Origin of the sequence: Bacillus sp. PS108, assembly GCF_037963335.1 — a bacterium.
GTDB classification, from domain to species: Bacteria; Bacillota; Bacilli; order Bacillales; family Bacillaceae; genus Bacillus; species Bacillus subtilis.
This window is the reverse complement of the sequence record NZ_CP150155.1, coordinates 1,479,344-1,505,338: the sequence shown is the minus strand read 5'-3', so window position 1 is coordinate 1,505,338 and position 25,995 is coordinate 1,479,344. Positions and strand designations below refer to the sequence as shown.

Genomic DNA, 25,995 nt, shown 5'->3' with positions numbered 1-25,995 from the left:
TGAGCGAGGGCTGTTTTTGATATGAAAATTATTTTACGATGTGAATCGGACTTCCGATTGCCACTTCAGCAGCTTCCATTGTGATTTCGCCCAATGTTGGGTGAGCGTGAATTGTCATCGCGATATCTTCAGCAGTCATGCCGCCTTCAATCGCTAAGCTTAATTCAGAAATCATATCAGAAGCACTTGCTCCGGCGATTTGCGCACCGATCACAAGACCGTCCTCTTTACGAGTGATCAGCTTCATGAAGCCGTCTGTTTCGTTAAGAGAAAGAGCGCGGCCGTTTGCTGCAAATGGGAATTTAGCAGCAACAATGTCAAGACCTTCTTCTTTCGCCTGTGCTTCAGTGTAACCAACTGATGCAAGTTCAGGCTCAGAGAAAACAACCGCAGGAATACCAAGGTAATCGATTTCTGCAGGCTCTCCAGCGATAGCTTCTGCTGCGATTTTACCTTCGTAAGATGCTTTATGAGCAAGCGGCGGTCCTTCGATGATATCACCGATTGCATAAATGTTAGGTACGTTTGTGCGGCACTGTTTGTCAGTTTTCACGATACCGCGGTCCGTCATTTCGATACCGACTTGCTCAAGACCAAGCTCATCAGTGTTTGGACGGCGTCCTACTGTAATCAATACGTAATCAGCATCAACAGTTTTTTCTTCGCCTTTTACTTCGAAAGTAACTGTTACGCCGTCTGGTCTTTCTTCAACGCCTTTAGCCATCGCGTTTGTATGGATTTCAACGTTGCCTTTTTTCTTCAGTCTGCGTGTAACGAGAGAACTCATTTGTTTTTCGAAGCCAGGAAGAATTTCATCTCCGCCTTCAAGAATAACAAGTTCAGTACCGAAGTTAGCATACGCAGTTCCAAGTTCAGTTCCGATGTATCCGCCGCCGATAACAACGAGCTTTTTAGGAATCTCTTTAAGAGCCAAAGCGCCAGTTGAATTCAGGACACGCTCACTATATTTGAAGTTTGGCAATTCGATAGGACGAGATCCAGTAGCAATGATTGCGTTTTTGAACGTGTATGTTTGAGCAGAGTTCTCATCCATAACACGAACTGAATTGCTGTCTACAAAGTAAGCTTCACCTTTTACAACATCTACTTTGTTGCCTTTAAGAAGACCTGCTACACCGCCAGTAAGCTTGTTGACAACAGAAGCTTTCCATTCTTGAACTTTTGTGAAATCAACTGTTACATTCTCAGCAGTGATTCCCATGTCATCAGAATGTTTTGCATTCTCATAACGGTGACCTGCATTGATCAGCGCTTTTGAAGGGATACATCCAACGTTCAGACAAACGCCTCCAAGAGTTGCTTTTTCAACGACTGTTACTTTTTGTCCAAGCTGTGCAGCGCGGATGGCAGCTACATAGCCGCCAGGTCCCGCACCAATTACAAGAGTATCTGTTTCAATAGGGAAATCTCCTACTACCATAACATTACGCCTCCATTAAAATTAATTGTGGATCGTTCAGTAAACGCTTGATGTGATTTAATGCATTTTGCGCAGTTGCTCCGTCGATCATACGGTGGTCGAAGCTGAGAGAAAGAGCTAAGACTGGAGCTGCTACGATTTCGCCATCACGAACAATCGCTTTTTCTGCAATGCGTCCGATACCAAGAATCGCAACTTCTGGATGGTTGATAACCGGAGTGAACCATTGTCCGCCGGCAGAACCGATGTTTGTAATTGTGCAAGATGCGCCTTTCATTTCAGCTGGAGCAAGCTTGCCTTCACGAGCTTTTGTTGCAAGGCCATTGATCTCATCAGAAATTTCAAAGACAGATTTACGATCTGCATTTTTCACAACCGGTACAAGCAAGCCTTTTTCAGTGTCAGCAGCGATACCGATGTTGAAGTAATGTTTTTGGATGACTTCATCTGTTTTATCGTCAATTGACGTGTTTAAAACAGGGAATTTTTTCAGTGCAGATGTAAGAGCTTTTACAACGTAAGGCAAGTAAGTCAGCTTGATTCCTTGATCAGCAGCAACCTGTTTGAACTGTTTACGATGTGCAACAAGGTTTGTTACGTCCACTTCGTCCATTAACGTTACGTGAGGAGCAGTGTGTTTAGAGTTAACCATCGCTTTTGCAATTGCTTTACGGATACCGCTCATTTTTTCGCGTGTTTCTGGGAATTCGCCCTCTGGAGCTGGTGCAGCAGCCGGTTTAGCAGCTGTTTCTTGTGGTGCAGCTGTTTCTTGCGGTGCAGCTTCTTGCGCTCCTCCGTTTACAAAGCTGTCGATATCTTCTTTTACAACACGTCCGTTGTTGCCTGAACCAGTAACCTTACGGATGTCTACGCCTTTTTCACGAGCATATTTACGTACGGAAGGCATAGCGATCACGCGTTTGTTCGGGTCAACTTCAGCTTGATCCTGCTGTCCTGCGCCAGTAGCTTTTGCAGGCTCTTGAGCTTGCTCTTCTTTCGCAACGTCTTGTCCAGCTTCTGCAGTTGACTGAACTTGTGCTTCAGTTTTCGCATCGTCAGACTCGTCGCTGCCTTTAAATTGAAGATCTTCGTAACCAGGTGCATCAAACGTAATAATCGTTTGTCCAACAGTTGCAACCGTTCCCTCTTCAACTTTTAATTCTAATACTTTTCCTTTAACAGGTGAAGGAATTTCTACTACTGCTTTATCATTTTGGACTTCAGCCAGTACATCATCTTCGTCTACCTCGTCGTTAGGCTTGACAAACCATTTTACGATTTCGCCTTCGTGGATACCTTCCCCGATATCTGGAAGTTTAAATTCAAATGCCACAGTTCTCGACCTCCTAGTTTGATTAAGCAATTTTAAAATTTACATCGTAAGCATTGAAAACAGGTATATAATAGAGGGAAAACGTTCATCTTCCCTCTCGATTATGCAGTTTGATTAAAATTCAAGCACTTTTCTTGCTGTTTCAAGAACGTCTTTATGGTTTGGAAGCCATACGCTCTCCGCTTGAGAGAAAGGAAATACTGTATCTGGCGCTGCAACGCGAAGTACAGGTGCTTCCAAGCTCAGGATCGCACGGTCATTAATTTCTGCTACTACGTTTGCAGCAATACCGGCTTGTTTTTGTGCCTCTTGAACAACAATCGCGCGTCCTGTTTTTTCTACAGAAGCGATAATTGTATCGATATCAAGTGGGCTTACTGTACGAAGGTCGACAACTTCAGCAGAAATGCCGTCTTTTTCAAGCTCCTCAGCAGCTTTTAATGATTCATGAACCATTGCGCCGTAAGTGATGATTGAAAGATCAGTACCTTCACGTTTCACGTCAGCTTTTCCAAGCTCAATTGTGTATTCTTCTTCAGGAACTTCCTGACGGAAAGAACGGTAAAGCTTCATATGCTCTAAGAAGACAACAGGATCATTGTCTCTGATCGCAGAAATTAAAAGTCCTTTGGCATCGTAAGGAGTTGATGGAATAACAACTTTGATACCAGGCTGTTGTGCAACAAGACCTTCCAAGCTGTCAGCGTGAAGTTCAGGAGTATGAACACCGCCGCCGAATGGAGAACGAATTGTTACAGGTGAAGTCCAGCGTCCGCCAGAACGGTAGCGCATACGAGCCATTTGGCCAGAAACTGAATCCATTACTTCATAAACAAATCCGAAGAATTGGATTTCCATTACCGGACGGAAGCCGTTTAAGCCTAAACCAAGGGCAAGACCGCCGATACCAGATTCAGCAAGTGGCGTGTCAAACACACGGTCTTCACCGAATTCTTTTTGCAATCCTTCTGTCGCACGGAATACGCCGCCGTTTACACCAACGTCTTCTCCGAAAACTAAGACATTTTCGTCATTTTTCAGTTCTGTGCGTAACGCATCCGTGATTGCTTGAATCATTGTCATTTGCGCCATGGCTTACTTCGACTCCTTCTGTGTATAAATTTCAAATTGCTCCTCAAGGTTGTGAGGCATTTTTTCGTACATGATTTTCATTAAATCAGTTACTTTTTGCTTCGGTTCAGCATCAGCTTTTTTGATCGCTTGCTTAATTTCTTCTTTCGCATCCTCAATTACTTTTGCTTCTTCTTCTTCAGACCATAAGCCTTTGTTTTCAAGGAACGCACGGAAACGTACAAGCGGATCTTTTTGTTCCCACTCATTTTCGATTTCTTTTGTACGATATTTAGTAGGATCGTCACCAGCCATTGTGTGCGGGCCATAACGGAATGTAAGTGTTTCAATTAGTGTTGGACCTTCGCCGTTGATTGCACGCTCGCGTGCTTCAGCAGTTGCTGCATATACAGCAAGCGGATCCATTCCGTCTACTTGTACGCCGACAATACCGGCAGCTACAGCTTTTTGTGCAATTGTTTCAGCTGCAGATTGTTTTTCAACAGGAGTTGAAATCGCGTAACGGTTGTTTTGCACCACGAAGATTGCAGGTGCTTTATAAGCTCCGGCAAAGTTAATTCCTTCGTAGAAGTCCCCTTGAGAAGCTCCGCCGTCACCAGTGTAAGTGATTGCGACAGCTTTCTTACCGCGTTTTTTAAGACCTAGCGCAACACCGGCAGTTTGAATGTATTGAGCACCGATAATGATTTGTGGAGAAAGGGCATTCACATCATCAGGCATTTGGTTTCCTCTGAAATGTCCGCGAGAGAAAAGAAACGCTTGATATAATGGAAGGCCGTGCCAAATTAACTGAGGCACATCACGGTATCCAGGAAGAACAAAGTCTTCTTTTTCAAGCGCGAAATGCGTTGCAATCTGAGAAGCTTCTTGACCCGCAGTAGGAGCGTAAAATCCGAGACGTCCTTGACGGTTTAATGAGATAGAGCGTTGGTCAAGCACACGCGTAAATACCATGCGGCGCATTAGCTCTTTTAATTGATCATCAGTTAAATCAGGCATCGCCGCTTCATTCACGACTTCTCCCTTTTCATTTAAAATTTGGAACGTTTCGAACTGCTTTTTAATGGCATCAAATTGCTTCTTACTGTCAACGATAGCTTTTTTCGTTTTTGCAGCCATACTAAGTCACCTCTTCCTTTCTTTTAAACAGTCATTAGACGTGCATTCCTTTTATACATACAAACTTAGGGTACCCTAAAGTATCAGCAGTAAGTCGTATTATATTTTAGCCGATCCCCAGTTTGCCAAAACCTTTTATGTAGGATAGTTACACTCTGCTTTGAACTGTATTATTTCGAAGTTGTAAAAAACTAATACAACACCGCTTAACATGGATTAGTTTACACCAAATAAAGAAGAACCGTCAATCGTTTTCATCGCTGATTTTCAATAAATGTATTCGCTTTACATTTTCATCAAAAAAACAGATGCCAACCGCACCCAAAACTGTACTAGTATACCTTACTATGCTGTACTACAATAGAAATGAAAATTTTGAACGAAATCCGAATCGCATTTCATTCAAAAAAAGAGCTGATCGAGTCAGCTCTTTTTCACACGATAGCCTGCAGCATCATATAAATCTTCCCGGGCTTTATTATATTTTTCGGTTTGTTCATTAAATTCTCCGCTATATTTAAGGATCTTTTCATAAGAAGCATTGACTTTATCGATCTGCTGATCCAGATCATCTCTTGTCAAATCTTTGTCTTTCAGCTGCATATACAGTTTTTTATTAAGCTCAAGCGCTTTTTTATACTCTTTATACATAGTGCCATATGATGTATATCTTTTCTCCATATGGTTTGCTGCGGCATCGGCCTTTTCTTTTATGTCTTTTTCCTTAATATGTTCCGCTGACGTTTTTGCTTCCTCAAATTCTGTTTCCGATTTTTTCATGCTGTCATTTTCAAGCTTTAGGTGTTCTTCGCGCTTGCTGACATTTTCAAGCGCCTTATTAGATAAAGCAACAATTTTTTTATAATCATCCATATTGAGCTTCATAACACTATCGTAAAGCTGATTTTCTTTGGCCTCTAATTCTTTGAGTGTGTTTTGTTCTTCTTGAAACGGCTTTTCCGATTCCGCGGCTTTTTCTAATGAATGATGAAGTGAATCAACCGGGTCCTGTCCCATGCATCCTGTTAATATCAGTGCCATGGCACAAAAAGCTCCGATCTTCATTCCAGGCCGCCGTTTTATTGCGTATTTCACGTTAAATCCCCCAATCTTGACAATTTCTACTATAGAATCCATGGGGACATTTGGCAATAGTCGTGCTGTATTAATGCAATACTGAAATTAAATCAAAAAAGTGAAAAATCAGGACAGATGACCATACAATTTTTTTGTTTTTACATAGGTTATATTAGACGCTATGCCTACTTATAAAGGCTCTGGCGTAATTAAAAGAGGAGGTTATGTAATATGTATGGATATGGTTACGGCGGAGGCTGCTGCAGTTATGGTGGTTACGGATATGGTGGCTGCGGATATGGCTACGGCCGCACCTTTGCGCTAATCGTTGTTTTATTCATTCTGTTAATCATTGTCGGAGCTGCTTATTTAGGCGGAGGCTGTTGCTAACCACACAGCATGAAATTGACCAGCCATATACGGCTGGTCATTCGTTTCGTTGCACCTTTGTGAAGAAATCCGATATAATTTACATATTAAGCTTTAGGAGTGAAGTTTCTTGATTACTATGGAAAACATCGTACGTGACGGCCATCCAGCCCTCAGAGAGACTGCCGAACCTGTTGAGCTGCCTCCAACTGATGCAGAAAAACAGCAGCTGGCCGACATGATCGAATTTGTTAAAAACAGCCAAAATCCTGAATTAGCCGAAAAATACAAGCTACGCCCTGGCGTAGGGCTCGCAGCTCCTCAAATTAATATCAAAAAACGAATGATCGCCGTTCATGCGGAAGATGCTTCCGGTAAATTATACAGCTATGCTCTGTTTAATCCTAAGATCATCAGCCATTCAGTTGAAAAAAGCTACTTAACAAGCGGCGAGGGCTGCCTCTCTGTGGATGAAGCGATTCCCGGTTATGTTCCCCGCTATTCTCGCATCAGAGTAAAAGGAACAACACTAGAAGGCGAAAATATTGATATTCGTTTAAAAGGATTTCCGGCTATTGTGTTTCAGCATGAGATCGATCATTTGAACGGCGTTATGTTCTATGATCATATTGATAAGGAAAATCCTTTCAAAGAACCTGAAAATGCAATCGCAATTGAGCGCTAATAGAAAAAGCGGCTGGCACAATGCCAGCCGCTTCTTTATTTTAAAAGGCCCAATTCTTTGACAGCGTATGCAATTCCATCCTCGTCCACCGGTTTTGTTACAAAGTCCGCTATTTCTTTCAGTTCGGGAACAGCATTTCCCATAGCAACGCCTGTCCCAACATATTCAATCATTTGCAAATCATTTAATCCGTCGCCGAAAGCATATGTATCGCCGATATCAAACGGAAGACGCTCAATCACTTTTTTGATTCCTTCTGCCTTCGAACCTCCGTGCGGCAGAACATCAGTCGATAGCTCATGCCAGCGAACTAGATCAAACTCAGGAAAAGCGGCATAAGCTTTTTCTTCTTCATCCTGACAAAATAAAAGAAGCTGAAAAATTTCTTTTCCTTCATAAAAAAGGTCATCGGTCTCTGGGTAATCGGTTTTAAGGCTGCCGATTCCCTCGAGAACATGAGGGTGATCCGCAACAGTCGCTTTCATCGTGTCCTCGGCCATAAACACAACAGGATGCTTGCCTTCATCCGCCTGCTTTAATAATCGTCTGATTGCATCTTCAGGCAGCGGATTTTTATAAATCACTTGATTTTCAAAGACAACAAACTGTCCATTGTAGGAAATAAATGAGTGGATGCCCAGCTCCTCCAAAATCGGCTTAACCAAAAATGGAGACCGGCCGCTGGCAATAAACACATGATGCCCTTGGCGCTGCAGCTCCGCCACGGTTTTTCTCGTACTTTCCGGTATATTCTTATCATGATCATATATTGTGCCGTCAATATCAAAAAAGATTAATTTAGAATCCATCGCAACTTCCCCTTTATCGTCTTGGTCTGCAATTCCCACCCTCATCATACAAAAAGATTGTCATTCAGCAAACAATTTCGTTCAAAAATCATATTAAATTCCATTAATAACCACGAAAAGTCTTCCTCAATCTCCGTATACTATTTGTATAAAAGAACTCTGGGACAAATTTTTCATTTAAAGGAGGGACTGGCTAATGCTGCGTAAATTAAGAAAGAAACTCAGAAGACAATGGAACGGAATGCTCCGTAAGAAAGCAATTGCCTGACAAGGGATCTTTCACTTTTTGAGAGATCCTTATTTTGCTCAAGGCTTTCCTTATATTCCGTTTTCGAATATAATAGAATGAGCGAGTCTAACATACGGCATTTAAGGAGAGATTTGGAATGATTTATAAGGTATTTTATCAAGAGAAGGCTGACGAAGTACCTGTTCGGGAAAAGACAGATTCACTTTATATTGAAGGCGTATCTGAGCGTGACGTCAGAACAAAGCTGAAAGAAAAGAAATTTAATATTGAGTTTATTACACCTGTTGATGGTGCATTCTTAGAATATGAACAACAGAGCGAAAATTTTAAAGTATTGGAGTTATGAGCGGTATGAAATTTGTAAAAAATGATCAGACTGCTGTTTTTGCCCTCGGAGGTTTGGGCGAAATCGGTAAAAATACGTACGCGGTGCAATTCCAGGATGAAATTGTACTGATTGATGCGGGGATCAAGTTTCCCGAGGACGAACTGCTCGGAATTGACTACGTCATCCCTGATTATACGTATTTAGTCAAAAACGAAGATAAAATTAAAGGGCTTTTTATCACCCACGGGCACGAAGACCACATCGGCGGTATTCCATACCTGCTCAGACAAGTGAATATTCCTGTATACGGCGGAAAACTCGCGATCGGCTTACTTCGGAATAAACTTGAAGAGCATGGATTATTAAGACAGACGAAACTGAACATTATCGGCGAGGATGATATTGTAAAGTTCCGCAAAACGGCTGTGTCATTCTTCAGAACAACACACAGTATTCCGGATTCCTACGGCATTGTTGTAAAAACGCCGCCCGGAAACATCGTACATACTGGGGATTTTAAATTCGACTTTACTCCAGTCGGCGAGCCGGCAAACTTAACGAAAATGGCCGAAATCGGTAAAGAAGGCGTTTTGTGCCTTCTTTCAGACAGCACAAACAGTGAAAATCCGGAGTTTACCATGTCTGAGCGCCGTGTAGGAGAAAGCATTCATGACATTTTCCGCAAGGTGGACGGCCGAATTATCTTCGCTACATTTGCGTCGAATATTCACCGCTTGCAGCAGGTAATTGAAGCTGCTGTACAAAATGGAAGAAAAGTTGCCGTATTTGGACGCAGTATGGAATCGGCTATCGAAATTGGACAGACACTCGGTTATATTAACTGTCCTAAAAATACGTTTATTGAGCATAACGAAATCAATCGTATGCCTGCTAATAAAGTAACAATTTTATGTACAGGAAGCCAAGGAGAACCAATGGCGGCGTTATCAAGAATTGCAAACGGCACACACCGCCAAATTTCAATCAATCCTGGGGATACAGTCGTATTTTCTTCATCCCCTATCCCAGGCAACACAATCAGCGTGAGTCGAACAATCAACCAGCTGTATCGTGCGGGTGCTGAGGTTATTCATGGCCCTCTTAACGATATCCATACATCCGGTCACGGCGGACAGGAAGAACAGAAGCTGATGCTTCGTTTAATCAAACCTAAATTCTTCATGCCGATTCATGGTGAGTACAGAATGCAAAAGATGCATGTCAAACTTGCAACAGATTGTGGCATCCCAGAGGAAAACTGCTTTATCATGGATAATGGTGAAGTATTAGCGCTTAAAGGCGATGAGGCTTCAGTTGCAGGAAAAATCCCGTCCGGTTCAGTGTACATTGACGGAAGCGGTATCGGTGATATTGGCAATATCGTACTTCGTGATCGCAGAATTCTCTCTGAAGAAGGACTTGTCATCGTTGTTGTCAGCATTGACATGGACGACTTCAAGATTTCAGCGGGCCCAGATTTGATTTCCAGAGGATTTGTGTACATGAGAGAATCTGGCGACTTGATCAACGACGCTCAAGAGCTCATTTCAAATCACTTACAAAAAGTAATGGAACGAAAAACGACTCAATGGTCTGAAATCAAAAACGAGATTACAGACACGCTTGCACCTTTCTTGTACGAAAAAACAAAGCGCCGTCCAATGATCCTGCCGATCATTATGGAGGTTTAAAAAAAGAGGCACTCCCTAAGGGAGTGCCTCTTTTTATTGCAGTGATATGTGTTGAAATGATTTTACATCGAATAATCCCGTAGTCGTCATTTTAATATCAGGAATGACAGGCAAAGCTAAAAACGACAATGTCAAAAATGGATTAAATCCGCCTGTGAAACCGATTAACGGCAATTTATCATGAAGCGTCAGCAAGCTTTGATTCACTTGCTCTGCAGATTGGTCGGATAATAACCCTGCAATCGGCAACGGTACTGAATGGAGCTCTTCCCCATTTTTTATAATCGTTAATCCTCCGCCAATTTCCTGCAGCTTATTAACTGCCGCCGCGATATCCTCATCATTCGTTCCGACAGCAATAATATTATGGGAGTCGTGTGAAATGGTTGTGGCAATCGCTCCGCTCTTGAATCCAAAACCTTTCACAACACCAAGTCCGGTTTCTTTTAATCCTTTATGCCGCTCGACAACTGCAATCTTTAACAAATCAAACTCAGTGTCAGGCTCAAATTCGCGGGCAACAGGAGCCGGAACTTGTACTAATCGTGTTTCAAGCTGATTTGGTATGATTTGAATGACATTGATTTGCTGCTCTGAATCGATTGGCATATGAAAATCCTGTTTGTTAAGAGGAGCAGCAAGCTTAACAGAATCAAGCAGTGCCTGATCTGGTGCTGCAGTTGAAGCATGATCCTGATAGACCGCTTTGCTGTCTTCAGCAACAGTCTGCCCTTTTACCATCGTCATTGTGACAGTGACATTTTCCAGATCAGATACAAAGAGCAAATCAGCGTCAAAACCCGGGGCAATCGCTCCCTTTGTATCTAATCCGTAGCATTCGGCCGCATTGAGGCTTCCTAATTGATAGGCTAAAAACGGATCAAGTCCGGCTTGAATCGCCATTTTCACCTGATGGTTTACACTTCCCTCTGACAATAAATCATCCACATGCTTATCATCCGTACAGAAAAAGAACCGGCGTGCGTTCTTTTCATTTACCGCCGGCAGCACATTGAGCGTGTTTTTGGCGACTGATCCTTCACGCATCATGACATACATGCCTCTTCTGATACGATCAAGGGCTTCTTCCTTCGATGTTACTTCATGGTCGTTTAAGACAAAGGCGGTTCTGTAAATGTTAATGAGGTCTGTTGATAAACCAGCTAAATGACCGTCTATCCGTTTTCCTGCCACACGGGCATCGAGCAGTTTCTGAACCATGTCTTCTTCAGCCTGCTGAACCGACACATAATCCATAACTTCAGCCAGCCCTAATACTTCTTCTTCTTCATAAAAAGGCTTGAGATCGGCAGCTTTGAGAATTGCGCCTGATCGCTCAAAACTTGCGGCAGGCACACTGGAAGGAAGCATAAAATGGATATTCAGCGGTGTATGCTGAGCTTGTTCAAGCATAAACACAATCCCTTTTTCACCAGACACATTCGCGATCTCATGCGGATCTGTAACAACCGTCGTCACGCCATGAGGCAACACTGCTTTAGCGAACTCAATCGGTGTAACCATTGACGACTCAATATGTACATGTCCATCAATAAAACCCGGAACAATCATTTGTCCCTCTGCATCAATGGTATTTTCACCTTCATACTCACCGAGGCCTACAATAACTCCATCTGTAATCGCAATATCTTCATATATCCATTCTTGATTATATACGTCCATGATTTTTCCGTTCCTAATGACGATATCAGCTTTTTGTCTTTTGGCTGAAGCATTCAGCCTATTGACTAGCGCTTCTTTATTCAAATAGGCCCCTCCTCTTTTTTATTATATGGTACAATATGCTATCGGAACGCCTGTGCTTAGTCAATGAAATTTTAAGAAATTGGCGCTCAGTTCATTAAAGTTGTTATATTCTGATAATACGAAAAACCGCCCTTTGAGGACGGCTTATTTGACTGCTATTTAGTATGAAGAACTCTTTTTTCAAAACGGGAGATGTCTGTAACTGATCCAATAACAATGAGTATATCTTCTTGGTGGATGACTTCGGTTGCAAGCGGTGATACGATGACTTCCTTGCCCCTTTTTATGGCTACGATATTAATACCGTATTTTGCGCGAATATCTAAATCGAGAAGTGTATTTCCAGCCAGGCGGCTGTTAGCTACGATTTCAACAAGACTATGCTCTTCAGACAGCTCCAAATAGTCAAGTACATTGTTGGACACGATATTATGCGCAATTCGTTTTGCCATATCGCGTTCTGGGTGGACGATGTGATCCGCGCCAATTTTAGACAGCACTTTTTCGTGATAATCGTTCTGCGCTTTAACTGTAATCGTATGGACGCCAAGTTCTTTCAGAATGAGTGTCGTTAAAATACTCGCTTGAATATTTTCCCCGATTGCTACAATAACGTGGTCAAAATTTCGCAGGCCTAAATTTTTCAGGACAGATTCGTCTGTCGAATCACCGATAACTGCGTGAGATGCAATCTTGGCATACTCGTTGACTTTATCTTCATCGATATCCATTGCCATAACCTCGACGCCTTCTTCGCTTAATGCTTTGCAAATACTGCCACCAAAACGGCCCAGCCCAATTACCGCAAATTCTTTTTTCATCGTGGTGCTCCTTTATATGACATGATATTGATCAAATTTTATCATATTCTTTTGTTACAGTGTTATCCTTTTGGCAGCGAATTCATATGCCGCTTGAGCTTTTCAGTAAACTCAGGCGACAAATACAGCTCCGCTCCGCGTTCGATTTCAATCTGATAGTGCTGAGGCGGGGCAATTTCCGCTTCTTTTTGGAGGACGAGAAAGGTTAAGCAGTCTTTGTAGTGCCTTCCGCCAGCTTCAACGTCTACAAATGCCGGCCGATACGTAAGAGATTCGACACCCTCCCTTTTATATAGATAGGAGAGAGCAGAATAAGGAATACGGTATAAAACGCCTTCTGTTGTTCCTCCGTCTTCCAACATGTCCGCTCTTGAACCGTCATCCCTTTTTAGCGTGAAGCGAGTTGTGTATCCTTTTAAAACACCTCTTCCTACTGGATCTTGAAAATAGTGATCGACTCCCGCTTTTTGAAAGCGGGCATTATCCATGCATGATCCGTAGGCAAAATAATAAATGGGATTTTTCGATTTGCTGATCATCTGATGTTCTTTCCAGTCGCCGCTGCTTATTTTCGTAAAACCGGCACACCCGTCTTTGTTCATAAAATAAATAAGCGCATTTTTAATCCCGACATCCGTTTCTACAAACACCGTTTGTTTATGATATCCTTGAAAAAATTGATCGAGCTTATGTATACACAATTCATCTGCTTCATATACTTCGCCGTATATATAGCCTTCACTATTTAAAACAGCTGTGGGCTCCTCTTTTGCAGCAAACAAACTTCCCTTTGTTCTCGCCTGCTCATTGATACATGCCGATTGTGCCAGCAAATGATGGTTTTTTTCATGCTTTCTTAATGTCCCGTATACAAACAGAAGCGAGTTCACTTTATTTTTCTCCTCTCAGCTGTCTGATTTTAAAGGCAAAACCACTTGAAAGACGCTGCCTTTTCCAGCTTCACTTTCGATTTTCAATTCCCCGTCATGTTCCTTCAGGATTCTCAAACAAATGGGAAGTCCCAGTCCAGTGCCCTTTTCTTTTGTTGAATAAAAAGGTTTGCCAATCTGCTTCAGCTTTTCCTGCGGCATGCCGTTTCCTTCATCCTTTACGCTTATCACTGCATGAGAGGCGGTTTTAGCAGTTGAAATGGTGACGACACCGCCCTTTGGCATTGCCTCAATTCCGTTTTTAATGATGTTGATAAAGACCTGCTTCAGCTGATTTTCGTCTCCATTAATCATACAGCCATCTGTCTCTTTGAAATTTTTCTCTATGACGATATTGGACAGAATGGCATTGGTATCAAGCAATGTCGTGACTTGTTTCAAGATCTCATTAAGCTGGTGTGTTTTAAATGTGATTGCCTGCGGTTTTGCAAGCAGCAGCAGCTCGCTGAGCACTAAATCGATTCTTTTAATCTCTGAAAAGATGATGTCAAAATAGTCTTTTCTGTCCGGATATTGTGTTTTCATAATCTGGAGGAAACCGCTGACAGATGTTAAAGGGTTTCTGACCTCATGAGCAATACCTGCGGCAAGTTCACTTGTGATTGATAGTTTCTGGGATTCCCTCGCCAGCCGTTCATTAATCTCAATGAGCTCATCTTCAGCCTCTTTCCGCTCAGTGATATCTGACATTGTACCCAGGCTGCCTGTAAATTGGTCATCCCGGTCATAGTAAAGTTTATAATGAACTTCTCCCCAAAAAATCGTGCCGTTCTTTGTCACGTATTTTGCCGTAAACATGCCAGAAGACGCTTTGTTTTGGATTTGGGTGTTAATGTGGTCGGCTACGTGCTTTTCTTTTATGAAGTAATCGTTATACATTGTTCCCATACATTCACTGATTGAAAACCCGGTTATAGATGCCCACGCTTGGTTTAAATATGTAATTTCGCCTTTTGCATTTGTTTGAAATACGATTTCCTGCAAATTATCCATGATGCGGTTTTTTTCTTCAGAAAGCTGTTTATACTTCCATTCGTTATCCTTCATTTTCTTAACCAGCTGCTGTTTCTCATCAATATAATAAGCCAACATCCAGACACTTACCAGCGTGACTGCAGTATACACAATATCAACAGGCCAATTAATCGGGTTTTTGCCTATAAAATAAAATAAATAATCCCAAAACATTATAAAAATCATTGCCAAAATGATGGAAATGATACGAGCTTGATATTTTCTCATATGACCACCTGCCGCTTGTGTTTCTCTACTTATTGTACCATTCTTCGACAAATAATTGAGTAAAATATGTAAAGTATCCCAAATCATTCATTACCAAATATCTTGATGTCTTATCTTAGGCGGCGGTAATCAAAAATTGGCACGCAAAAAAGGCGGAGATGATATCGCTCCGCCTTTTTTAGCATAATTTTATTCTTTTAAAGCGGCTTGAATTTCTTCGAGAAGCAGCTGTGCACCCTCAGGGCTTAGCGTAATTTTACCGTTGCCGTATTCTTTATTTTCTGAAGTGATTTCTCCAGTCATTAAACAAACGCCATGAGGTTTGTACTTTTTCAAGATAATTTTATCTCCGTCAACAAAAAACTCAATGCTGTCTTTTATGGCAATATCCAATGCCCGTCTCAACTCAATCGGCATGACAATGCGGCCTAATTCATCTACTTTTCTCACAACACCTATTGATTTCATAAAAACCCTTCTTCCTTTAAATGTTTCTTTTCTCATGTAATGTTTTAAGGATGTACCTCAATATATCGTAGACGAATGAAACTTTGAAAAAGTTTCCCGCTTTCTATAAGAATTACAAGATATTTTTTCCATAAAACCGAAAAATGTATTACTTCTGTTACACAGTTCCTTGATTTTTTACAAAAACATTTCTTTACCGACGCACACCCCCAAAAATCGCAGTATTTCTGAGAAACTTTAAATGTAGAATCATATTAAATTAGGATAGAGATTGGGTGAAAACATGTTTCAATCAACTGAAATCGGGATTGACTTAGGAACAGCTAATATACTTGTTTACAGCAAAAATAAAGGGATTATCCTAAATGAACCATCTGTTGTCGCAGTGGATACGACGACAAAAGCAGTGCTTGCAATCGGAGCTGACGCGAAAAACATGATCGGTAAAACACCGGGAAAAATTGTCGCTGTCAGACCGATGAAAGATGGCGTGATCGCAGACTATGATATGACAACTGACCTGCTAAAGCACATTATGAAAAAAGCAGCAAAAAGCATCGGCATGTCGTTCAGAAAACCGAACGTAGTCGTTTGCACACCATCAGGCTCAACAGCAGTAGAACGCCGCGCCATCAGTGATGCGGTGAAAAATTGCGGCGCGAAAAACGTTCATTTAATCGAAGAGCCAGTTGCAGCCGCCATCGGAGCGGATTTACCGGTCGATGAGCCGGTTGCCAATGTGGTAGTAGATATCGGCGGAGGGACGACAGAGGTCGCTATTATTTCCTTCGGTGGCGTTGTTTCCTGCCATTCTATCAGGATCGGCGGAGACCAGCTTGATGAGGATATCGTTTCTTTCGTCCGTAAAAAATACAATTTGCTGATCGGCGAACGCACAGCTGAGCAGGTAAAAATGGAAATTGGCCATGCTCTGATTGAACATATACCAGAGGCAATGGAAATTCGGGGACGCGACCTCGTGACAGGTCTTCCAAAAACCATTATGCTTCAATCCAACGAAATTCAAGATGCAATGCGTGAATCCCTCCTGCATATTCTTGAAGCCATCAGAGCGACACTTGAGGACTGTCCGCCTGAATTGAGCGGAGATATTGTTGATCGCGGCGTTATTTTAACAGGCGGCGGCGCGCTCCTTAATGGAATTAAAGAATGGCTCACAGAAGAGATTGTCGTGCCTGTACACGTGGCGCAAAACCCGCTTGAATCTGTAGCAATCGGCACAGGCCGTTCTTTAGAAGTGATTGATAAGCTGCAAAAGGCAATTAAATAGTCTTTACCCGCAAAATTCTCACACGCGGCAAATTTCTTGCTTCTTTTTTCCTCACTTCCTTCATATTGTGGGAAATGGAGAAACGTTAAGGAGGAAACAGATGCTAAGAGATTTAGGAAGAAGAGTAGCGATCGCAGCCATTTTAAGCGGAATTATTCTTGGAGGCATGAGCATTTCTTTGGCAAATATGCCTCATTCGCCTGCAGGCGGCACTGTAAAACTGAATCATCCATAATATTGAAAAACCCAAGACGTGTCGTTTTGGGTTTTTCACTTTGGGCTCCTTCTTTCCTTTATAGGATCATATTTGATATGATGAGAAAAAAGCTTGGAGGAATGATTCATGGATTCATTTTCACAGAAATTAAATACATATGCACAGCTGGCGGTAGAAGTCGGCGTTAATGTCCAAAAAGGCCAGTATGTAGTCGTAAATGCTTCAACAGACGTCCGGGATTTTGTCCGTTTAATTGTAAAACACGCATATGAAAAGGGCGCAAAAAACGTCACCGTGAATTGGCAGGATGACGAAGTCGCCAAATTAAAATACGAACTTGCGCCGTTTGAAGCATTTGAAGAATATCCTGAATGGGAAGCAAAAGGCAGAGAAGAGCTTGCCAAAAATGGAGCTGCTTTCATTTCTGTTGTGTCGTCAAACCCAGACTTGCTAAAAGGTATAGATTCCAAACGGATTGCGGCATTCCAAAAAGCAGCAGGCAAAGCATTACATACATACAGACAATATATTCAATCAGACAAAGTCAGCTGGACTGTCGTAGGTGCGGCATCAGCAGGCTGGGCTCACAAGGTGTTTCCTGGCAAATCAGAGGAGGAAGCGATCCACCTTCTGTGGGAAGAAATTTTTAAAGCGACGCGCGTAAATGAAGACAACCCGGTTCAGGCGTGGATCAATCATGACCAAAATCTTCATGAAAAAGTTGACCATTTGAACGAGAGACATTACGCTGCCTTACATTATCAAGCTGAAGGAACTGATTTAACAATTAAGCTGCCTAGGAAGCATGTTTGGGCAGGTGCGGGAAGCGTGAATGAAAGCGGCCATGAGTTTATGGCCAATATGCCGACAGAAGAAGTATTCACGCTGCCGCAAAAAGACGGGGTTGACGGAGTGGTATCAAGCACAAAACCATTAAGCTACGGCGGAAATATTATTGAAAATTTCACCCTGACGTTTGAAAATGGCCGTATAGTCGACATTAAAGCTGAAAAAGGTGAGGATATTTTAAAAGAACTGGTGGAAACAGATGAAGGTTCTCACTATTTAGGTGAAGTGGCACTTGTTCCTTACGATTCACCTATATCACAATCAAACATTCTTTTCTATAACACGCTGTTTGATGAAAACGCGTCAAATCATTTGGCGATCGGAAGCGCCTATGCCTTTAATATTGAAGGCGGAAAGCAGATGTCTCGTGAAGAGCTTGTCAAAGAAGGCCTAAATGAAAGCATTACACACGTGGACTTTATGATCGGTTCTAAGGATATGAATATTGACGGAATTACGGCAGACGGGAAAAGAGAGCCTATCTTCAGAAACGGAAATTGGGCTTTTTAAGTAAATAAAAGGAGGCTTTTCCGCCTCCTTTTTTTATTTTTCTGCTTCATACATTTGCAGATTCGCATAAACGGTTTCTAATACTGGTGCAGCGAGAGATAAACGTTTTGCTTTTTCAAGCAAAAATCCATGCAGGTGGTCTCCTTCAGTCGTTTGGCCGTTTTCCATATCCCGAAGCATGGAGGACTTCATATGGTAAGACATGCTGGTCATCGTACGAAAGCTCTCTTCCTCAAGATCCGGATCAGCCGGAACACCTTCTTTTCGTAAAACAGCGCAAATTTCCCCAATAAGAGTTTGGGCCGTGTGACGTCCGGCTTCTGTGGCGAGGATTGGGCCAAGCGGTCGTTGAAATAACGTTGTGATCCCCGCTTGCGCTGCAATAAAGAGATACTTTTTCCAAATGTCCTTCTCGATATGCCCGCTAATGATGACTTCAGCCTTCACACCTGAAAATGCCTCTTCAAGCGCTCTTATCCGCTCCGTACGCTCGCCGTTCCATTCTCCAAATACAAAACGATGCGATGTGCTCGTATGATGAATTTCTCCTTTGTTGTCTAAAGCACTTTCTATAAAACACAGGCCGCCCAGCACCTGTTCTTTTGAAAATGCCGCAAATAGCTGCTCATAGTGGCGGTACCCGTTTAAGAAAGGGATAATGACAGATTCCTGATGGATAAATGGTTTGACATCCTCTATCACTTGACCAAGTGAGTATGCTTTAGAAGCAATGATAACGACATCAAATTGCCCTGTTTCTCCGACACTGATTAGTTCGGGCTGAAATGATACATTCCCTTTTTCACTATGGATGACAAGCCCGGTTTTTTTCAGCTGCTCAGCTCTTTTTTGGCGCACAAGAAATGTCACATCATTTCCTTTCTCCGAAAGCCGTGCGCCAATATACCCGCCTACTCCACCTGCTCCGACAACTAAAAATTTCATGTTGTGATCTCCTTTCATATTTAGGTATCAAAAAAAGCAGAGAAATCTCTGCTTTTTTATTCCGCGTATAGTTCAGTCAATTTTTTCTGCACATCAGCATTTTCAAGGAACTCGTCATAGCTCATTTGCTTATCGACGATGCCGTTAGGTGTAATTTCTATAATTCTGTTGGCAATGGTCTGCACAAACTGATGGTCATGGGAAGTAAACAGCATAGCGCCTTTAAAGCTGATTAAGCCGTTATTGAGCGCTGTAATGGACTCTAGGTCTAAATGGTTAGTCGGCTCATCCAAAATTAAAATATTGGCGCCAGAAAGCATCGCTTTCGACAGCATACAGCGGACCTTTTCTCCCCCGGAAAGTACATTTGCTTTTTTGTGGACTTCTTCTCCAGAGAACAGCATGCGTCCTAAGAAACCGCGTAAAAAGCTCTCACTTTGGTCGTGCGGAGAATATTGGCGAAGCCAGTCTACAAGGTTCAGATCACTGCCTTCGAAATATTCGCTGTTGTCTTTTGGAAAATACGCTTGAGATGTGGTAACACCCCATTTAAACGTTCCGCTGTCAGCTTCCATTTCCCCGGAAATGATTTTAAACAGCGTAGTAACAGCAAGTTCGTTTCGGCCAGTGAAAGCAATTTTATCTTCTCGACTCATAATAAAGCTGACATTGTCAAGCACTTTTACGCCATCGATTGTTTTTGTTAAGCCTTCCACGCGAAGAACATCATTTCCGATTTCCCGTTCCGGCGTGAAGTTAACATAAGGATAGCGGCGGGAAGACGGTTTAATATCATCCAGCGTGATTTTTTCGAGAAGTTTCTTTCTTGATGTAGCCTGCTTAGATTTAGACGCATTGGCGCTGAATCTAGCGACAAACTCTTGAAGCTGTTTAATCTGCTCTTCTTTTTTCTTGTTCGCTTCTTGAGAAAGCTTTAACGCCAGCTGGCTTGACTCGTACCAGAAATCATAGTTTCCGACATAGATTTGAATTTTGTTAAAATCAAGGTCGGCAATGTGCGTACATACTTTATTTAAGAAGTGGCGGTCATGGGATACGACAATAACTGTGTTTTCAAAGTTAATCAGAAACTCTTCAAGCCACTGGATTGCCTGAAGGTCCAAGTGGTTCGTCGGCTCATCGAGGAGCAGAACATCCGGCTTGCCGAATAATGCCTGTGCCAAGAGAACTTTTACCTTCTCCGAACCGCCGAGGTCTGCCATCTTTTTTGTGTGCAGATCTTCTGAGATACCAAGGCCTTTTAACAGGATCGCAGCTTCACTTTCCGCTTCCCAACCGTTCAGTTCCGCGAATTCACCTTCTAGCTCAGCAGCACGAATCCCATCCTCATCTGAGAAATCAGGCTTCATGTAAATAGCGTCTTTCTCCTGCATGACTTCATACAGGCGTTTGTGGCCCATAATGACCACTTTCAGCACTTCATACTCTTCGTACTCAAAATGGTTCTGCTTCAAGACGGCAAGACGCTCGCCAGGACTCATATGCACGTCGCCTGTCTGAGGCTCGATTTCGCCTGACAGCACCTTTAGAAACGTTGATTTACCGGCACCGTTTGCACCAATTAACCCATAGCAGTTGCCTGGGGTAAATTTAATATTAACATCTTCAAATAACTTGCGATCCGCAAACCGCAAGCTTACATTATTTACAGCAATCATTTATTATCCTCCATCATGTCTATCATCAATAAAAGTATACCATGAAAGCAGGGCAAGAGAAATGATTCCCTGATAAAACAGAGAGAAAACACTTATACACCCAAACCAGCCAGCTGTGTTACAATTAAAGAGAGAGAATGCATCCGCTCGGAAAATTACACACTCTCATGGAGGAACACGTTGAGGCTTTTAACACTTACTGAATATTGCTTACTGATCTTTTTTACGGGCTTTTACCTTGCCGTAACAGGCTTTACCGCCAAAGATATCGGCTTATATATAGGCATAGCCCTTATTTACATATTTTCGCACATTTTTTCTAAACGGCTTTTAGAAAAGCGCGGAAAAGAGAACAAACAGGTTCACCTTTTCTTCAGTGTGCTGGCTATTATCGGTTCAGTGTTCATCACGGTTTTATGCATTGCATTGGTCGCTTCTTTTTCAAAATAAAAACGCCTGCTGTCCTAGGCCAGCAAGGCGTTTTTATTTTGTTTGACGCATTTCGTTAAACGGGAAAAAGACAAACTTCGATGTGCCGACAATTCGATCTTCCGCGATCAGTCCCAGCCCGTTTCGGCTGTCCATAGAATTCAGCCGGTTATCTCCCATGACAAAGTATTTGCCTTTCGGAACCTTAACCGGTCCAAAGTCTCCTGTCAGACTGACACCAAGTTTTTCTGCTTCCTTCTTGTTTTTAGACAAGTAAGGCTCGGCTACTTTTTTACCGTTTATATAAAGCGTGTCATCCTTCATTTGAACGGTTTCTCCAGGCTTTCCGATCAATCTTTTTACATAATGGATTTTAGAAGTTTCACCGTTGATAATAACGATATCTCCGCGCTTCAGCTCGCCGATATAGTTGACTGTTTTATTCACAAACAGCCTTTCTCCGTCATGTAATGTGGGATACATAGATGAACCTTCAACTAAATACGGTTCAAACAAAAAGTGACGGATCATGAGAGCCAGCAGAACAGCGATGACAATCGCTTTACCCCATTCCAGGTACGTATTGGTTTTTTTCTTCGCCGTTTTCTCAGTATTCGTATTTTTTTCCTCGGTCAAAGTGTTTCCTCCTAGACAATTGCTATGTCAGTTGTTTCTCTTCTTTTACTTTATCATAAAAAAGAATAAAATACATAACTTAACCGCGCTCCCTGCCGGCCGGATAAGAAAAAGCGTCCTTTCGAACCAAGGACGCTTTTTTTCTTACTTTTCTGTAACAGGTTTTTTGACGATACCGAGGATAATTGCCATCACGACAGCACCGATCACGATACTTAAAAGGTAAAGCATCGGATGGTTTGTAATGAAAGCTACGAATACTCCTCCATGAGGGGCCGGAAGCGTTACTCGGAAGAATTCAGTTAATCCGCCGGCAACAGCTGCACCGACTACAGCAGCTGGTATGACGCGAAGCGGATCAGCCGCAGCAAATGGGATCGCTCCCTCTGTTACGAAAGCAGCTCCCATGAAATAGCATGTAATACCAGCTTCACGGTCACGCTGAGTGAATTTGTTTCTGAAAATGGTTGTTGCAAGTGCGATACCAAGCGGAGGAACCATACCGCCGGCCATGATTGCTGCATGAGGCGCATAGTTGCCTGCATCGATCATGGCGATACCGAACGTAAAGGCTGCTTTATTAAGCGGGCCGCCCATATCGATCGCCATCATGCCGCCCAAGATAATACCCATTAACACAAGGTTTCCAGTACCAAGGCTTTCAAGCCAGTTTGTTAAGAAATTCATAAATGCCGCTACAGGTGTATTAACGACAAATTGCATTAATACGCCAGTGATAAAAATACCGAACAGCGGGTAAATCAAAACAGGTTTTAATCCATCAAGTGACTGAGGGATAAACGTAAATACTTTCTTCAGTAAAATCACGACATAACCGGCAAGGAATCCGGCAATTAAGCCGCCTAAGAATCCAGCATTCGCTTGAGTTGCCATAAATCCTCCGACCATACCAGGCGCAAAACCAGGACGATCTGCAATACTCATCGCAATGAAACCGGCCAGAACTGCAACAATCAGTTTTAATGCATTGTCGCCGCCGATAAAGTTTAATGCTGCTGCAAACGTGTTGTAGCTAGGATCATTCGGATCAGCAGAGTGAATTCCCCAGAAGAATGAAATCGCAACGAGAATACCGCCGCCGACTACGAACGGAAGCATGTTGCTGACACCGCTCATCAGGTGCTTATAAAACGCGTTTCCGATACCGCTTCCAGTCTTGCCCCTCGCTTCTTCATCGTCGTTTGAAGCTGCCGAACCGCCGCCGCTGCCTTGATAAATCGGCGCATCTTGATTCATCGCTTTTTCGATAAGCTCTTGCGGACGTCTGATACCCGCCGTTACAGGAACTTGAAGTACGCGCTTGCCTTTAAAACGTTCCATTTCAACCTGCTTGTCCGCTGCGACAATGATTGCAGGTGCATCTTCGATTTCTTGGGCAGTGAGCTTGTGCTTAATGCCGCTTGACCCATTTGTTTCGACCTTAATTTCCACACCAAGCTCTTTCGCTTTTTCTTTAAGGGCATCAGCAGCCATGAATGTATGGGCAATACCTGTCGGGCATGCAGTAACCGCTAAAATTTTCCCTTTTCCGGCAGGTGCTGGTGCCGCTTCTTCTTCTTCCTCTTCGTCATCATCTTTATCGTGCTGATTAATAATGTCGATGATGGCATCTTCAGACTCAGCTTCAAGGAGCTGCTTACGGATTTCTTCACGCATTAACAGCGTTGAAAGTCTTGACAATGCTTCAAGGTGAGTGTTGTTTGCGCCTTCAGTCGCCGCGATCATGAACACTAAGTGAGCCGGCTGGCCGTCTAATGATTCATAATCGACGCCGTCTTTTGAACGTCCGAACGCGATCGCCGGGTTGATAACGCTTGCCGTTTTCGCATGGGGGATAGCGATTCCTTCACCGATACCCGTGGAGCTTTGGCTTTCGCGATTTAAAATGGCTTCTTTATAGACTTGTCGGTCATTTAACTTTCCAGCCTTATCAAGAACAGTGACCATTTCGTCAATAACATTTTCTTTTTCTTTGCTCTCAATATTAAGCTTTATCGTATGCTTCGTTAAAAGCTCAGTTATTTTCACTTGTGTTTCCTCCTCTATAGACGTGTGACCTTAACTTCAGGAAGAAGCTGGTGGACAAATTCTTCTGTTCCAAGTTCTTCAGAGAACGCGGTAGCACTGCCTGAAGTAACTCCTAAGCGGAATGCTTCTTCAAGCGGCAGCTGTTTGGAAATTCCGGCAAGGAAACCTGCAACAACGGAATCCCCTGCTCCGACTGAGTTTACCAATTTCCCCTTTGGCACGTTAGCAAAATAAACAGCTTCGTTCGTAAACAGAAGCGCTCCGTCTCCGGCCATTGATACGATTACATGTTCAGCGCCTTGTTCTACAAGCTTTTTCCCATAAGGAACGGCTTCCTCAACAGATGTAATGGCCGTGCCGAACATTTCTCCAAGCTCATGATGATTTGGCTTCATCAAAAATGGTTTCATTTCTGTTGCTTTCAAAAGAGCCTCGCCTGAGATATCCAGAACAACTCGTGCGTTCTGCTGTTTGCAGGCCTCTGCGATTTTTTCATAAGTATCGTGAGGGAGTGAAGATGGAATGCTTCCTGCAAGAACGACGATATCTCCCTCTTGCAAAGATTGGAACTGTTCTAAAAAGGCTTTGAAATCTTCATCCGAAATTGTCGGTCCCTGCCCGTTAATTTCAGTTTCATCACCCGTTTTCAGCTTTACATTGATACGGGTATCCCCTTTTACTTCAGAAAAAGCTGTTTCCAGGTTTTCTTCCCGTAAAAATGTTTTGATATATTCTCCGGTAAATCCGCCGACGAATCCGAGCGCTTTAGACGCCACATGGTGTCTTTTCAGCAGTCTCGATACGTTGATGCCTTTGCCCCCTGGATACTTGGTATCATACGAAGAACGGTTCAGGCCTCCTACAGTAAAATCTTCAACGTGAACTATATAATCGACAGATGGATTAAGTGTTACAGTGTAAATCATGGTTTCACTACCTTTACGACAGTTTTTTCTTGGTAATTATCGAATGTAAGCTCTTCAGCGTCAGTCGTAATGATTGTTGCGTCGCCTATTCCGGCGAATGCCGAAAATGAAATTTCTCCGAACTTCGAAGGGTCTGCTAAGACGTAAGCGTGTTTTGCCTGTTTGATCGCTTTCTGTTTTAAAAGGGCCTCATCAGGGTCCGGCGTTGTAAATCCAGCCTCTGTATGGACACCGTTTGTCCCCAGAAAACTCTTGTCAAATCTGTACTGGTCCATGGCAATCAATGAAGCGCCTCCAATAATCGCGCCCGTTCTGTGCTTTACGTATCCTCCAAGCAGATAAAAAGAAATTTCTTTCCTTATTAATGCATCGATATGCATTACCCCGTTTGTGACAACGACAATATCTTTGGTTTTATCCATAAAATCAATCATGTGCAATGTCGTCGTGCCTGCATCAAGGTAAATGCAATCCCCTTCTTCTAAAAGAGAAGCTGCTTTTTCAGCAATCTTCAGTTTATCGTGAAGGTTTTTGGATGATTTTTCAAGCATATCGGGTTCAAGTCTGATATCAGAAAGCTTGGCCGCTCCACCATGAACGCGCTTTAAAAAACCGCGTTCTTCAAGTGTCGATAAATCTCTTCTGATTGTTGATTCAGAAGCATTAGTCAGATTTATAAGCTCTTGAATCTTTACCACATCATGCTTTTCTATTTGATCAATAATCAATTGATGCCGTTCAGGAGTTAGCATGCTTCACCTCCTAATGAAAACGTATTCATTTTGAATACAATTTCATTGTAAACGCTATTTTCGGTTTAGGCAACTAAAATCATTCAAATTCATTCAATAACTATCAAAATCTTTCACGTTTCTCCATATTAACGTATGTCTATAGGGTTTGTAAACTGTAAATTCGACAAAAATAAGGACAATTGTACGACATTTTCTTCTTATTTTAATGAAAAAAGTCTTTTATATTCATAGTAGAAATCACTACACATAAAAAAACCTCATGCATGT

General features: G+C 42.5%; 25 protein-coding genes. 8 read left to right on the top strand and 17 right to left on the bottom strand.

Features of this window, described 5'->3' with window-relative positions; all coding sequences use genetic code 11:
* Window positions 1-28 precede the first annotated feature (28 nt).
* From lpdA to NSQ16_RS07870, 5 genes are all read right to left on the bottom strand, one after another.
* A complete protein-coding gene (gene lpdA, locus NSQ16_RS07890; RefSeq protein ID WP_003232309.1) occupies window positions 29-1,441 on the bottom strand; it encodes a dihydrolipoyl dehydrogenase in 1,413 nt (470 codons plus the stop codon).
* Window positions 1,442-1,445: 4 nt separating this feature from the next.
* On the bottom strand, window positions 1,446-2,774 hold the full coding sequence (gene pdhC, locus NSQ16_RS07885; RefSeq protein ID WP_003232311.1) for a pyruvate dehydrogenase complex dihydrolipoyllysine-residue acetyltransferase: 1,329 nt from the start codon (window positions 2,772-2,774) through the stop codon (window positions 1,446-1,448).
* 114 nt (window positions 2,775-2,888) lie between these two features.
* Window positions 2,889-3,866, bottom strand: coding sequence for a pyruvate dehydrogenase complex E1 component subunit beta (pdhB, locus tag NSQ16_RS07880; RefSeq protein WP_014113660.1), 978 nt, complete (start codon window positions 3,864-3,866; stop codon window positions 2,889-2,891).
* A gap of 3 nt (window positions 3,867-3,869) precedes the next feature.
* Window positions 3,870-4,985 (bottom strand): pyruvate dehydrogenase (acetyl-transferring) E1 component subunit alpha, encoded by a 1,116-nt coding sequence (gene pdhA / locus NSQ16_RS07875; protein ID WP_003222294.1) that lies wholly within the window; start codon window positions 4,983-4,985, stop codon window positions 3,870-3,872.
* Window positions 4,986-5,408: 423 nt separating this feature from the next.
* Window positions 5,409-6,080 carry a YkyA family protein gene (locus NSQ16_RS07870; protein ID WP_088467650.1) on the bottom strand — a complete coding sequence of 224 codons (672 nt, stop codon included), beginning with the start codon at window positions 6,078-6,080 and terminating at the stop codon, window positions 5,409-5,411.
* A gap of 213 nt (window positions 6,081-6,293) precedes the next feature.
* Here NSQ16_RS07870 and NSQ16_RS07865 point away from each other — a divergent pair, with 213 nt between their 5' ends.
* Both NSQ16_RS07865 and def read left to right on the top strand, forming a co-directional pair.
* Complete coding sequence (locus NSQ16_RS07865) at window positions 6,294-6,452, top strand: YjcZ family sporulation protein (protein WP_003232317.1); 159 nt, start codon at window positions 6,294-6,296, stop codon at window positions 6,450-6,452.
* A gap of 109 nt (window positions 6,453-6,561) precedes the next feature.
* Window positions 6,562-7,116: a peptide deformylase gene (gene def, locus NSQ16_RS07860; RefSeq protein ID WP_339232675.1), complete on the top strand. Its 555-nt coding sequence runs from the start codon at window positions 6,562-6,564 to the stop codon at window positions 7,114-7,116.
* A 35-nt stretch (window positions 7,117-7,151) separates the two neighbouring features.
* Here def and NSQ16_RS07855 read toward each other — a convergent pair whose 3' ends face one another.
* Entirely contained in the window at window positions 7,152-7,925 is a 774-nt protein-coding gene (locus NSQ16_RS07855; RefSeq protein WP_015252170.1) for a Cof-type HAD-IIB family hydrolase, read from the bottom strand.
* A gap of 386 nt (window positions 7,926-8,311) precedes the next feature.
* Between NSQ16_RS07855 and rnpZA the strand changes: the two genes are divergently transcribed.
* Together rnpZA and rnjA are read left to right on the top strand one after the other, a co-directional pair.
* On the top strand, window positions 8,312-8,521 hold the full coding sequence (rnpZA, locus tag NSQ16_RS07850; RefSeq protein WP_003222303.1) for an RNA polymerase subunit omega 1: 210 nt from the start codon (window positions 8,312-8,314) through the stop codon (window positions 8,519-8,521).
* A 5-nt stretch (window positions 8,522-8,526) separates the two neighbouring features.
* A complete protein-coding gene (gene rnjA, locus NSQ16_RS07845) occupies window positions 8,527-10,194 on the top strand; it encodes a ribonuclease J1 (RefSeq protein WP_003245660.1) in 1,668 nt (555 codons plus the stop codon).
* A 33-nt stretch (window positions 10,195-10,227) separates the two neighbouring features.
* On the opposite strand, the gene ade is transcribed toward rnjA, so the two are convergent.
* From ade to abhA, 5 genes are all read right to left on the bottom strand, one after another.
* The gene (gene ade / locus NSQ16_RS07840; protein WP_032721495.1) at window positions 10,228-11,961 is read right to left on the bottom strand and encodes an adenine deaminase; all 1,734 of its coding nucleotides are present in this window, start codon (window positions 11,959-11,961) and stop codon (window positions 10,228-10,230) included.
* Window positions 11,962-12,116: 155 nt separating this feature from the next.
* Window positions 12,117-12,782, bottom strand: coding sequence for a Ktr system potassium transporter KtrC (gene ktrC / locus NSQ16_RS07835; RefSeq protein WP_003222311.1), 666 nt, complete (start codon window positions 12,780-12,782; stop codon window positions 12,117-12,119).
* Window positions 12,783-12,844: 62 nt separating this feature from the next.
* The gene (locus NSQ16_RS07830; RefSeq protein WP_003232330.1) at window positions 12,845-13,672 is read right to left on the bottom strand and encodes a gamma-glutamylcyclotransferase; all 828 of its coding nucleotides are present in this window, start codon (window positions 13,670-13,672) and stop codon (window positions 12,845-12,847) included.
* Between the two features lie 15 nt (window positions 13,673-13,687).
* Entirely contained in the window at window positions 13,688-14,974 is a 1,287-nt protein-coding gene (gene kinC, locus NSQ16_RS07825) for a two-component sensor histidine kinase KinC (RefSeq protein ID WP_003232333.1), read from the bottom strand.
* A gap of 189 nt (window positions 14,975-15,163) precedes the next feature.
* Complete coding sequence (gene abhA / locus NSQ16_RS07820) at window positions 15,164-15,442, bottom strand: transcriptional regulator AbhA (protein WP_003244728.1); 279 nt, start codon at window positions 15,440-15,442, stop codon at window positions 15,164-15,166.
* Between the two features lie 283 nt (window positions 15,443-15,725).
* Here abhA and mreBH point away from each other — a divergent pair, with 283 nt between their 5' ends.
* The 3 genes from mreBH (at window position 15,726) to NSQ16_RS07805 (ending at window position 18,309) form a co-directional block, all read left to right on the top strand.
* Complete coding sequence (mreBH, locus tag NSQ16_RS07815; protein ID WP_003245743.1) at window positions 15,726-16,733, top strand: cell shape-determining protein MreBH; 1,008 nt, start codon at window positions 15,726-15,728, stop codon at window positions 16,731-16,733.
* A gap of 100 nt (window positions 16,734-16,833) precedes the next feature.
* Window positions 16,834-16,968 carry a protein YkpC gene (locus NSQ16_RS07810; protein ID WP_003238865.1) on the top strand — a complete coding sequence of 45 codons (135 nt, stop codon included), beginning with the start codon at window positions 16,834-16,836 and terminating at the stop codon, window positions 16,966-16,968.
* 108 nt (window positions 16,969-17,076) lie between these two features.
* Window positions 17,077-18,309, top strand: coding sequence for an aminopeptidase (locus NSQ16_RS07805; RefSeq protein WP_003232341.1), 1,233 nt, complete (start codon window positions 17,077-17,079; stop codon window positions 18,307-18,309).
* A 33-nt stretch (window positions 18,310-18,342) separates the two neighbouring features.
* Here NSQ16_RS07805 and NSQ16_RS07800 read toward each other — a convergent pair whose 3' ends face one another.
* Window positions 18,343-19,254, bottom strand: a complete 912-nt coding sequence (locus tag NSQ16_RS07800) for a ketopantoate reductase family protein (RefSeq protein WP_144482487.1) — start codon at window positions 19,252-19,254, stop codon at window positions 18,343-18,345.
* A 56-nt stretch (window positions 19,255-19,310) separates the two neighbouring features.
* Window positions 19,311-20,933, bottom strand: a complete 1,623-nt coding sequence (locus NSQ16_RS07795) for an ATP-binding cassette domain-containing protein (RefSeq protein ID WP_029725931.1) — start codon at window positions 20,931-20,933, stop codon at window positions 19,311-19,313.
* A 180-nt stretch (window positions 20,934-21,113) separates the two neighbouring features.
* On the opposite strand from NSQ16_RS07795, the gene NSQ16_RS07790 reads away from it, so the two are divergent.
* Window positions 21,114-21,383 carry a hypothetical protein gene (locus NSQ16_RS07790; RefSeq protein WP_003232345.1) on the top strand — a complete coding sequence of 90 codons (270 nt, stop codon included), beginning with the start codon at window positions 21,114-21,116 and terminating at the stop codon, window positions 21,381-21,383.
* A 33-nt stretch (window positions 21,384-21,416) separates the two neighbouring features.
* Here NSQ16_RS07790 and lepB read toward each other — a convergent pair whose 3' ends face one another.
* From lepB to NSQ16_RS07770, 4 genes are all read right to left on the bottom strand, one after another.
* Entirely contained in the window at window positions 21,417-21,998 is a 582-nt protein-coding gene (lepB, locus tag NSQ16_RS07785; protein WP_230488529.1) for a signal peptidase I, read from the bottom strand.
* 144 nt (window positions 21,999-22,142) lie between these two features.
* A complete protein-coding gene (locus NSQ16_RS07780) occupies window positions 22,143-24,047 on the bottom strand; it encodes a PTS fructose transporter subunit IIABC (protein ID WP_230488530.1) in 1,905 nt (634 codons plus the stop codon).
* A gap of 14 nt (window positions 24,048-24,061) precedes the next feature.
* Window positions 24,062-24,973: a 1-phosphofructokinase gene (gene pfkB / locus NSQ16_RS07775; protein ID WP_230488531.1), complete on the bottom strand. Its 912-nt coding sequence runs from the start codon at window positions 24,971-24,973 to the stop codon at window positions 24,062-24,064.
* Window positions 24,970-25,725, bottom strand: a complete 756-nt coding sequence (locus tag NSQ16_RS07770; RefSeq protein ID WP_014476685.1) for a DeoR/GlpR family DNA-binding transcription regulator — start codon at window positions 25,723-25,725, stop codon at window positions 24,970-24,972. The genes pfkB and NSQ16_RS07770 overlap by 4 nt, the downstream gene beginning before the upstream one ends.
* Window positions 25,726-25,995 lie beyond the last annotated feature (270 nt).